The following is a 12449-nucleotide window of genomic DNA, read 5'->3' on the forward strand; positions in this document are numbered from 1 at the left end:
GAGCGACGATGGCGAACAGCAGTGCTGTGGCAGCCGAAGGTTTGGTGGTACGGCCTTCGCTAGCCAGTGATGGGCCTTTTTTGCAGCGCCTGTATCAATCGGCCCGACCGGACCTGCAATGGATCGACGACAGTGTGGAGGTGGTCGAGCAGGTTGTGGCCCAGCAGTTCCAGGTGCAGGAGCAAGGACTGGGTGAAAACTTCCCCAATGCCATGCATTACGTGGTTGAGAAGCTTGGTACTGCGATCGGCGCATTGAGCACTGATTTCGGGCCGAACGAGATTCGCGTGCTGTATCTGGCCTTCATCCCGGCGGCGCGGGGGCAGGGGTATGGGCGGGCGGTATTGCAGGGGGTGCAGAAAGCCGCCCAACAGATTCGTTGCCCGGTGGCGACGGTGGTCTGGGCCAGCAATCCCCATGCGCTTGCGCATTACCTGGCGCTGGGCTTTGCAGTGCAGGAATACAACGTCGCGGCACAACGGCTGGTGTGGTATCCGCAAGGCTGAAGGCACTGCGAGCCAGAAAGGGTCAGTTGAAGGCGATGTAGAAGTAGCCTCGCTGCGGATCACGTCCCATCGAAGGCACCCGGGAAACGAAAATGTTTTCCACTTCGCCCAATTCCGGCAATTGCAGCATGCATAGACCGTCCACAAAATCGGTCGGGACCAGGCTGTTGAGCTCGACACTGAATGGCATGCGCTCACTGTTGCGCATGCGGGCGCCGGGTGAGTCTTCAAGGTGTTCGATCTGCATCGGCAATTCACTGCCGTCGGGCAGGCGTAGGGCGACGGTCTGGCCCAGCAGGGCCTGGAAATGATGGCTTTGAACCGCTTGCAACATGATCAGGCTCCGAAAAATGAACAGTGCCGGGGGCGTGCGGCCCCCGGCGAATCTTCAGCCGCGCGATGGAAAATACCCTTGCAGGGCGATGCTGAAGTTGATGACCAGGAACGGGTTCATCACGCTCATGGGCTGGGCTCCGCCCGTGGAGGCAATCTCTCCGGTGACGGTGGTGCTTACGCCCTTGAGTGCCACCGCCGACGCTCCTTGTTGATCGGAGTAGATATTCGCCGTCCCCGGTCCGCCGCTCGAAGCGCCGATGAAGGAGTTGGTTGCCGTTGGCGCGTTTACGGGATTGCTCGAGGGATTGGCCAGTTGCAGGGTAGTGGTGGCGGTCAGTCCGGACAACAGGTGGGTGTGGTTGGGCATGTTGCCGATGGTCGCGGTGACGTTTTCGGTACCGGAAATCTCGCCAATGGTGCGCGGGCTGAGATTGGTACCGGTGCCCTGGGCCATGGGTAAGCGGCCTTGCAGGTTGGGTAGCATGAAGGTGGTCTGGCCGTCGCCGCCGTAGTTCACGCCAATCAGCGAGAACAATGCACTCCATTGCGCAATGCTCAACGTCTGGCCATTGCAAAGGGCCCAGTTCTGGGGGGCGAAATCAAAGGCGAAAGGCTGGATAGTGCCGATAAATACTTCCATGAATCCTCATCCTTCAGGTTGGTGGTTGGCGCGCCACGCGGCTGCCAGGCACCTGGGGGTGTCGACTCCTTTTCTTTGCGTGGCTCGGTCACGCCACGTCACAGCGTAGACGTAGATTGTGGGTATCGTGGCGAGGTTGTTTTGTCCGATGGACGCTTCCCCAGGGTTGTCGTCGTTAAAGTCCTTCACTGGTTGCGCAAAGCTCGGTATCAGGTCGGTTTAGCTTCAAATTGATATCAAAACACCACTAGTCGAGGCGTTATCGATCGACTACGCTTTGTCCTACAAAGGACTATCAAAACGGTGAAGGGACTTGCACCATTTTCATTTCATTTCCGGTTTGCCGCGCTCGGGCTCGACCCTGCTTTCTGCAATCCTGTTGCAGAACCCGCGTTTCCATGCCGGAATGACCAGCCCGGTGGGTTCCCTGTTTTCCGGTGTTCTGGAGCAGTGCAGCGCTGGCAGCGAGTTCGGCGCGGTGATCGACACCGACATGCGCCGCCGTCTGTTGCGCGGCCTGTTTGACTCCTTCTACGCCGACAAGGCCGACAAGTCGGTGGTGTTCGACACCAACCGTCTTTGGAGCGCCCGGCTGCCGGCCATCAACGATCTGTTTCCCAGGGCCAAGGTGATTGCCTGTGTGCGCAACGTTGCCTGGATCATGGACAGCATCGAGCGGCTTTACCGCGCCAATCCCTATGAAAACACCAAACTCTTCGGCGATGCCGTCGAGCGCAACACCGTCTATAGCCGTTGCGAAACCCTGGCCCAGCGCAATCGGCTGGTGGGATTTGCCTGGGCGGCGCTCAAGGAAGCCTATTACGGCGAACATGCCGACTCCTTGCTGATCATCGACTATGACTTGTTGACCCAGGCTCCGGAGCGGGTGCTGCGGCTGGTCTACGACTTTGTCGACGAACCCTGGTTCGAGCACGACTTCGAAAACCTGGCATACGACGCCCCGGAATTCGATCAAGCCCTCGGGGTGAACGGCCTGCACAAGGTCAGGCCCAAGGTTGCCGTCCAGGCCCGGCGCACCATCCTGCCGCCGGATCTGTTCAAGCAATACTCAGACTTGTCCTTTTGGCTCGATGGCTCTGCCAGCGCCGCCAATGTCATTCGTATGAAGTCCGACGCCGCGAACATTTGATCGCGGCGTTTTTCATTGATGCCTTACGTATATTCGTTCGAATTCGGGTGAGCAGCATGTGGTGGACCATTTTTGACGGGGCAAAGGCAAAGTCACGGGCAACCGAAGGCCAACGGCCGCCAGCGGCGCCCATGATCATGTCCCTTGAACCGCGCATGCTGTTCGACGGCGCTGTCGCCGCCACGGTGGCCGATACCGCGGCCCAGGCCGATAGCCATTCCACAGCAGATGCCGCCAAGGCACCGACCGCCGATCACCCGACGGCCAGCAAGGACACCCACGGCCAGGCCGATGCCACACCGGCCGCCAGCCCCGTTGCGGTACCGGGGCAGAGCGTGGTGTTCGTTGACTCCCGGGTGAAAGAAGCCGACAGCCTGCTCCAGGGCGTCGCCCCCGGGACCCAGGTCGTGAAGCTGGACGCGGGCAAGGATGGACTGCAACAGATCGCCGACTACCTCGATCAGCATCAGGGCGTCAGCTCGGTGCAGATCATCGCCCACGGCAACGCCGGCGACCTGTGGCTGGGCGACAGCTATCTGTCGGCCGACAACGTCGCCGCCCGCGGCGCGGTGCTGGCGCAAATCGGCAAGGACATCAACGCTGGCGGCGACATCCTGATCTACGGCTGCTACACCGCCGAAGGCGAGCGTGGCTTGAGCTTTGTCGATTCGCTGGCGCAAATGACCGGCCGCGATGTAGCGGCTTCGAGCAACCGCACCGGTGTGGGCGGCGACTGGGATCTGGAAATCGTCACCGGCAACATCGAAAGCGCCAACGTGCTGTCGACACAAGCCATGAGTGATTACCAATGGGGCCTGGCCACCTGGACCGCCACCAACAACGCCAATACGGGCGTCGGCTCACTGCGTGCCGCCATCGCCTCGGCGCAGAACGGTGACCTAGTCACCTTTAACAGCAGCATGACGGTGCAGCTGACGTCCGAACTGCTGGTCAACAAGAACATCACCGTTGATGGCGACTTGAACAACGATGGCGCGGCTGACGTGATTCTCGATGGTCAGTACAGGACCCGAGTGATTGAAGTGGCATCTGGCAGTACCGTGACACTCGATGGCCTGGTGATCACCAGGGGCCTGGTGTCGGGCACGGGCGGCAACGGTGGCTACGGTGCCTCGGGCGCGATGGCCGGTGGCATTTTCAACGCCGGTATTCTTACCCTGAAAAACGTAACCGTGACTTCCAACGGCGCTTCCGGTGGCGGCGGTGGTGGCGGTGTAACGAGCTCTTATTATGGCGGTGGCGGTGGCGGTGGCGGCGGTTTGGGCGGCCAGGGCGGCGGCGGCGGCGGTTCGGTAGGGCTGGGCATCGGCATTTACGACGGCAAGGCGGGCGGCGGTGGCGCCGGTGGTTACGGCGGTGGTTATGCCACCATGGGCGGTCGTGGCGGTACTTCAACCGGCGGCGCGGGTGGTATTGGCGTGGCCGACTACAGCAACGGCGGTAACGGAGCGACGGCCACCAATGGCACGATTTCCATTGGCGGCGGTGGCGGTGGCGCCGGTACGGACAAGGTGGGTGGCACTGGCGGCAACGCGGTAGGCGGAATCTACAACGCCAGCAGCGGCACCATGACCATCGTCGGCACGTCGACCATTAGCAACAACATTGGCGCCGGCGGTGGCGGTGGTGGCGGTGGCGGTGGTGGTGTAGCCAGCTCCAATCCCGCCGATGGCGGCGTGGGCGGCAGGGGCGTCGGTGCGATCTGGAACAAAGGGACGCTGCTGATCACCGCAGCCAACTTTGCAGCCCTGGCCGGTAATGCCGCGGGCAGCGGTTCCGGTGGCGCTGCGCTGGGCGGGGGTACAACTGGTACCTCACCAACCGCTGTCGCGACTATCTACAACGACGGCGGCACACTCGACACCGCGTATTCGCCGCCGCCGACCGCGACCATTGTGGTCGCTGACACCACACTGAGCATCGGCGAAACGTCCTTGGTGACGATCACCTTCTCCGAGGCTGTGACCGGTTTCACCAATGCGGACCTGACCATCGCCAACGGCACGTTGACGGCCGTAAGCAGCGGCGATGGCGGCATCACCTGGACGGCAACGTTCACGCCGACCGCCAGTCTTTCCGATACGAGCAACGTCATTACCCTGGACAACACCGGGGTGATCAACGGTCTGGGCACCGCCGGCGTCGGTACCACCAACTCCAATAACTACGTGGTCGATACGGCGCGGCCAACCGCCAGCATTGTGTTCACCGACACCGCCCTCAAGGTTGGCGAAACCTCGCTGGTGACCATCACCTTCAACGAAGCGGTCAGCGGTTTCACCAACGCCGACCTGACGATTGCCAACGGCACCTTGACCGCAGTGAGCAGCAGCAATGGCGGCATCACCTGGACAGCGACTTTCACTCCGACCGCCAGCATCACTGACACCACGAATGTGATCACTCTGGACAACACCGGGGTCAGCGACCTGTCGGGCAACGCCGGCAGCGGCACTACCGACTCGAACAATTACGCCATCGATACCGTGCGGCCAACGGCCACCATCGTGGTAACGGACACGGCGCTGAGAATCGGCGAAACCTCTCTGGTAACGATCACCTTCTCCGAAGCGGTCAGCGGTTTCACCAACGCCGACCTGACGATTGCCAACGGCACCTTGACTTCGGTGAGCAGCAGCGACGGCGGCATCACCTGGACCGCCACGTTCACCCCGAACGCGAGCATCAATGACACCACCAACCTGATCACCCTGAACAACACCGGGGTCAGCGACCTCTCGGGCAACGCCGGCAGCGGCACCACCGATTCCAACAACTATGCCATCGATACACTCCGACCAACCGCGACCATCGTGGTGGCGGACACTGCGTTGAGAATCGGCGAAACTTCACTGGTGACCATCACCTTCTCCGAGGCGGTGAGCGGTTTCACCAACGCCGACCTGACCATTACCAACGGCACCTTGACCTCGGTGAGCAGCAGCGACGGCGGCATCACCTGGACGGCGACCTTCACGCCGTCGGCGAGCATCACGGATACGACCAACCTGATCACCCTGGACAACACCGGCGTGGCTGATCTGGCGGGCAACGCCGGCAGCGGCACTACCGACTCCAACAACTACGCCATCGACACCGTGCGGCCGACGGCGACCATTGTGGTCGCGGACACGGCGCTGAGAATCGGCGAAACCTCGCTGGTGACGATTACCTTCAGTGAAGCGGTGAGCGGTTTCACCAACGCGGATCTGACCATCACCAACGGCACGTTGACTGCGGTGAGCAGCAGCAACGGCGGCATCACCTGGACCGCCACCTTCACGCCTTCGGCGAGCATCAACGACACGACCAACCTGATTACCCTGGACAACACCGGGGTCAGCGACCTGTCGGGCAACGCCGGCAGCGGCACCACCGATTCCAACAACTACGCCATCGACACCGTGCGCCCGACCGCCACCATTGTGCTGGCCGATACAACACTGACAGCGGGCGAAACCTCGCTGGTGACCATCACCTTCTCCGAGGCGGTGACCGGTTTCACCAACGCCGACCTGAGCGTCGCCAATGGCACGTTGACCTCGGTGAGCAGCAGCGACGGCGGCATCACCTGGACCGCCACGTTTACCCCGACAGCAGGTATCATCAGCGCGACCAACGTCATCAGCCTGGCCAACACCGGCGTGGCGGATCTGGCGGGCAACACCGGCAGCGGGATCAGTTCCTCGGGCAACTACGCCATCGATACTGCCCCGCCGACCGCGACGATTGTGGTGGCGGACACCGCGCTGAGAATTGGTGAAACGTCGCTGGTGACCATCACCTTCAACCAGGCCGTGAGCGGTTTCACCAACGCCGACCTGACCATCGCCAACGGCACGTTGACCTCGGTGAGCAGCAGCGACGGCGGTATCACCTGGACCGCCACCTTCACTCCGACTGCCAGCATCACCGATACGACCAACCTGATCACATTGGACAATACCGGTGTGCAGGCTGCCGCCAGCGGTAACGTGGGCAGCGGTACCACCGACTCCAACAACTACGCCATCGATACCGTGCGCCCGACGGCCACCATTGTGGTCGCGGACACGGCGCTGAGAATCGGCGAAACCTCGCTGGTGACGATCACCTTCAGTGAAGCGGTCAGCGGTTTCACCAACGCGGATCTGACCATCACAAACGGCACGCTGACCGCAGTCAGCAGCAGCGACGGCGGCATCACCTGGACCGCAACCTTCACGCCTTCGGCGAGCATCAGCGACACGACCAACCTGATCACCCTGGACAACACCGGGGTCAGCGACCTGGCGGGCAACGCCGGCAGCGGCACCACCGACTCCAACAACTATGCCATCGACACGGTTCGCCCGACCGCCACGATCGTGCTGGCCGATACGACGCTGAGCGCGGGTGAAACCTCGCTGGTGACCATTACTTTCTCCGAAGCAGTAAGCGGTTTCACCAACGCCGACCTGATCATCGCCAACGGCACTTTGAGCGCGGTCAGCAGCAGTGATGGCGGCATCACCTGGACCGCGACCTTCACCCCAACCGTCGGCGTGAATGATTCGAGCAATGTCATCACCCTGGCCAATACCGGCGTGACCGATGTGGCCGGCAATACAGGCAGCGGCACCACCAACTCCGGCAACTACACGATTGATACCGTGCTGCCGACCGCCACCATCGCGGTGGCCGACACCGAGCTGCTACTCGGTGAAACGTCGTTGGTGACCATCACGTTCAGCGAAGCCGTCAGCGGTTTCTCCAATGCCGACCTGAGCATCGCCAATGGCACCTTGAGTATCGTCAGCAGCAGCGATGGCGGTATCACCTGGACCGCGACATTCACCCCGACCAATGCCATCACCGACACCAGCAACGTCATCACTCTGGATAACAGCGGTGTGCAAAACGGCTCGGGCAACGCGGGCAGCGGCACCACCGATTCCAACAACTACGCCATCGACACCGTGCGCCCGACGGCGAACATCGTCGTGGTCGACGATACGCTGGCCATCGGTGAAACCTCACTGGTGACGATCACCTTCAGTGAAGCGGTGAGCGGTTTCACCAACGCAGACCTGACCGTCGCCAACGGCACATTGAGCAACGTCAGCAGCAGTGACGGCGGTATCACCTGGACGGCAACCTTCACGCCGTCCTCGAGCATCAACGACACCACCAACCTGATCATCCTGAACAACACCGGGGTCAGCGATCTGGCGGGCAACGCTGGCAGCGGCACCACCGACTCCAACAACTATGCCATCGACACGCTGCGCCCGACCGCCACGATCGTGCTGGCCGATACGACGCTGAGCGCGGGTGAGACCTCGCTGGTGACCATCACCTTCTCCGAGGCGGTGAGCGGTTTCAGCAGCGTGGATCTGAGTGTTCCCAACGGCACGTTGAGTGCGGTGAGCAGCAGCGACGGCGGCATCACCTGGACGGCGACGTTCACGCCAACCGTCGATGTCAACGACACGACCAACCTGATCACCCTGGACAATGCCGGGGTCAGCGACCTGGCGGGCAACGCCGGCACCGGTACGACCAATTCCGCCAACTTCACCATCGACACCGTGTTGCCGACCGCCACCATCGTAGTCGCCGATAACGCCCTGAGTGTCGGCGAAACCACGCTGGTGACCATCACCTTCTCCGAGGCCGTGAGCGGTTTCAGCAACGCCGACCTGAGTATCGCCAACGGCACCCTGAGCGCAGTGAGCAGCAGTGATGGCGGCATCACCTGGACGGCAACCTTCACGCCGACCGCCGACATCACCAACGCAAACAACCTGATCACCCTGGACAACAGCGGCGTGCAGAACATCTCGGGCAACGCGGGCAGCGGCACCACCGATTCCAACAACTACGCCATCGACACCGTGCGCCCGACGGCGACCATCGTGGTCGCGGACACGGCGCTGGCGGTGGGCGAAACCTCGGTGGTGACTATCACCTTCTCCGAGGCGGTAACCGGCTTTTCCCTGGCCGACCTGACGGTGAGCAACGGTACTCTGAGCAATCTCAGCACCAGCGATAACATCACATATACCGCGACATTTACTCCGACGGTTGGCGTCACCGACACCAGCAACCTGATCACCCTGGACAATAGCGGTGTGATCGACGGGGCGGGCAACGTCGGCAGCGGAACCACGGACTCGAACAATTACGCGGTCGACAGCCAACGCCCGACCGCGACCATTGTCATGGCCGATTCAACCCTGATTGCCGGTGAAACGACCCAGGTGACTATCACCTTCAGTGAGGCAGTGAGCGGTTTCACCAACGCCGATCTGAGTGTTCCCAATGGTACGTTGAGTGCGGTCAGCAGCAGCGACGGCGGCATCACCTGGACGGCGACGTTCACGCCGAACGTCGCGGTCAACGACACGACCAACCTGATCATCCTGGACAACAGCGCAGTCGCGGACCTCGCAGGCAACGCCGGCAGCGGTACGAGCAACTCCGCCAACTTCACCATCGACACCGTGTTACCGACCGCCACCATCGTGGTCGCCGACAATGCCCTGAACGTCGGCGAGTCCTCGCTGGTGACCATCACCTTCAGCGAAGCAGTGAGCGGTTTCAGCAACGCCGACCTGACCATCGCCAACGGCGCCCTGAGCGCGGTGAGCAGCAGCGATGGCGGCGTCACCTGGACGGCAACCTTCACGCCGACCGCCAACATCACCGACGCCACCAACCTGATCATCCTGGACAACAGCGGCGTGCAGAACGCCTCGGGCAACGCGGGCAGCGGCACCACCGACTCCAACAACTACGCCATCGACACCCAGCGCCCGACCGCCACCATAGTGGTCGCTGACAATGCCCTGAGTGTCGGCGAAACCACGCTGGTGACCATCACCTTCTCCGAGGCGGTGAGCGGTTTCACCAATGCCGACCTGACCATCGACAATGGCACCTTGAGTGCGGTGAGCAGCAGCGACGGAGGCATTACCTGGACGGCTACCCTGACACCGTTGACGGGTATCGCCGACACCAGCAACCTCATTCGGCTCGATAACAGCGGTGTTCAGGATGCGGCGGGCAACGCCGGCAGCGGGACCACGGACTCGAACAACTACGCGATCGACAGTCAACGCCCGACCGCGACCATTGTCATGGCCGACACCGACCTGCGTCCCGGCGAAACGACCCTGGTGACCATCAGCTTCAACGAAGCAGTCAGTGGTCTGGACAGTTCAGATCTGAGCGTCGCCAACGGCACCCTGAGCGGGTTGAGCAGCAGCGACGGTGGCGTTACCTGGACCGCGACGTTCACGCCGACCGCCAGCATTACCGATACCAGCAACCTCATCACTCTGGACAACACCGGTGTCACCGACGCGGCAGGCAACGCCGGGAACGGGGTGACCAACTCGGCGAATTACCTGGTGCAAACCAGCGTGCCAACCGCCAGCATCGTGATCGTCGATACGGCGCTCAAGGCCGGCGAAACGAGCCTGGTGACCATCACCTTCAGCGAGGCCGTCAACGGTTTCAGCAACGCCGACCTGACCCTCGCCAACGGTACATTGAGCAACGTCAGCAGCAGCGACGGCGGCATCACCTGGACGGCGACCTTTACGCCAACCTCGGACGTTACCGATGCCAGCAACCTGATCACGCTCGACAATAGCGGCGTGGCCAATGGTTCGGGCAACGCGGGGTCGGGCACCACCGACTCGAACAGTTTTGCCATCGACACCGCACTGCCCACCGCGACCATCGTGGTTGCCGACACGGCGCTGAGTACCGGCGAAACCTCTTTGGTGACCATCACCTTCAGCGAAGCGGTGAGCAGTTTCGACAACAGTGACTTGACCATCGCAAACGGCATCCTGAGCAATGTCAGTTCCAGCGACGGCGGGATCACCTGGACCGCCACCCTTACCCCGACGGCCGATCTCACCGACACCAGCAACACCATCGCGCTGAACATGGCGGGTGTGCAGGATGTGGCCGGCAATGCCGGCAGCGGTACGGTCAACTCCAATACCTACACCATTGACACCCAAGGCCCGACCGCGACCATCATGGTCGCCGACGGTACGCTCGCGGCCGGTGAATCGACCCTGGTAACCATCACGTTCTCCGAGGCAGTGAGCGGCTTCACCAACGCGGACCTGTCCATCCCCAACGGTACATTGAGCGCCGTGAGCAGCAGCGACGGCGGTGTGACCTGGACCGCGACCTTCACGCCAACCGCCAACGTGAAGGACACGACCAACCTGATCAGCTTGAGCAACGCCGGGGTGTCCGACCTCGCGGGCAATGCCGGAACCGGCATCAGCAACTCGGCCAGCTTCACCATTGATACCGTGCTGCCGACGGCGACCATAGTGGTAGCCGACACGCAACTCGGCATCGGTGAAACCACCACCGTGACCATCACTTTCAGTGAAGCGGTGAGCGGTTTCGACGTATCTGACATCAGCGTTGCCAACGGCGTGTTGTCGAACCTGAGCAGCAGCGATGGCGGCGTGACCTGGACCGCGACCCTGACGCCGACCGCCAATGTCAGCGACGCAACCAACCTGATCGTGCTCGACACCGGTCGCGTGCAGGACAATGTCGGCAACTTCGGCGCCAGTATCGCCATCTCCAACAACTACGCGCTCGATGCGACCCGGCCGACGGTGAGTATCGTGGTTGCCAACCCGAACCTCGGTATCGGCCAGACCACTACGGTGACCTTCACCTTCAGCGAGGCCGTCAGCAACTTCGACCTGTCCGACTTGAGCGTGACCAATGGCGACCTGAGCAACCTCGGCAGCAGCGATGGCGGCAAGACCTGGACGGCGACGTTCACGCCGACGGCCAATGTCACCGACCCAAGCAACTTCATCGCCCTGGACACCCGCAACGTCACGGATCTGGTGGGCAACACTGGCAACACGGTGGCGGTGTCGAACAATTACACCCTCGACAGCGAACTGCCAACCGCCACCGTGGTGATCGCCAATCCGAACCTGGGCGTGGGCCAGACCTCGCAGGTGACCATCACCTTCAGCGAAGCGGTCAGCGGTTTTGATTTGTCCGACATCAGTATTGCCAACGGCACCTTGTCCGACCTGAGTAGCAGCGACGGCGGCAAGACCTGGACCGCAATGCTGACACCGACCGCCAACGTCAATATCGCCAGCAACGCGATCAGCATCAACCGCGTCGGTATCAGCGACATGGCCGGCAACAGTGGCAGCGGCGTGAGCCAGTCCGACAATTTTGTCATCAACACGGTGCCGACCTCATCGGTTGTCGTCGTAACGGTAGACCCCGAGTTCCAAAGCAGCACCCCGGTGACGCTGCCCGATGTGCCCAACGTGCCGCTGCAACCGAGCATTTTCACGCCTCCGACGGGCAACCTCACTTCACCATTGACCTTCCAGCCATTGTTCGAACAACGGGTGATCGGCAACGGTATCCGGCCGTTGGGCGATATTTTCATGAACCACGGCGCATTGACCCCGAGTTTCATCGCGCAGGTTTTCAGCAGCACTGACGGCGGTGGCGATGGCTCGGGGCATGGTTTCCTCGGTTTCGGTGGCGGTGACGGCGGTGTGTTCAGCACCAGCACGCTGTCGAGCCTGTTCAATCAGGACAGCAGCAGCGAGCGCGATTCGTTGAACGCCTTCGGCAGTCAGTCGATCAAGTCCGGCGATGTTTCCCAAGGGCTGCGCGGGGTATTTGGCGCACCGACCCTGGGCCAGCAGTTGCAACAACTCAAGGACAACGAGCAGCAGCAGGTCGCCAACCTGGCCGCCGCTTTGAAACTGGCCGGCATCGGCGAAATGCAGGCCTGATAAGAACTTTCACT

The 12449-nt window shown here is 61.9% G+C and carries 5 protein-coding genes; 3 read left to right on the forward strand and 2 right to left on the reverse strand.

From position 1 onward, the window contains the following. Positions 1-8: 8 nt before the first annotated feature. Positions 9-506 (forward strand): GNAT family N-acetyltransferase, encoded by a 498-nt coding sequence (locus tag ACM6IT_RS13465; RefSeq protein WP_056726996.1) that lies wholly within the window; start codon positions 9-11, stop codon positions 504-506. Between the two features lie 22 nt (positions 507-528). Here the strand turns inward: ACM6IT_RS13465 and ACM6IT_RS13470 are convergent, their stop codons facing one another. Further along, entirely contained in the window at positions 529-840 is a 312-nt protein-coding gene (locus ACM6IT_RS13470) for a DUF6916 family protein (RefSeq protein WP_056726995.1), read from the reverse strand. 54 nt (positions 841-894) lie between these two features. After that, positions 895-1482: a phage tail protein gene (locus tag ACM6IT_RS13475; protein WP_056726994.1), complete on the reverse strand. Its 588-nt coding sequence runs from the start codon at positions 1480-1482 to the stop codon at positions 895-897. A 313-nt stretch (positions 1483-1795) separates the two neighbouring features. Between ACM6IT_RS13475 and ACM6IT_RS13480 the strand changes: the two genes are divergently transcribed. Together ACM6IT_RS13480 and ACM6IT_RS13485 are read left to right on the forward strand one after the other, a co-directional pair. After that, positions 1796-2632, forward strand: a complete 837-nt coding sequence (locus ACM6IT_RS13480) for a sulfotransferase family protein (protein WP_056726993.1) — start codon at positions 1796-1798, stop codon at positions 2630-2632. Positions 2633-2787: 155 nt separating this feature from the next. Continuing rightward, positions 2788-12435: an Ig-like domain-containing protein gene (locus tag ACM6IT_RS13485; protein ID WP_414918314.1), complete on the forward strand. Its 9648-nt coding sequence runs from the start codon at positions 2788-2790 to the stop codon at positions 12433-12435. The last annotated feature ends 14 nt before the right edge of the window (positions 12436-12449 follow it).

The organism is Pseudomonas sp. IT-P4, assembly GCF_949767755.1.
Classification (GTDB): Bacteria; Pseudomonadota; Gammaproteobacteria; order Pseudomonadales; family Pseudomonadaceae; genus Aquipseudomonas; species Aquipseudomonas monachiensis.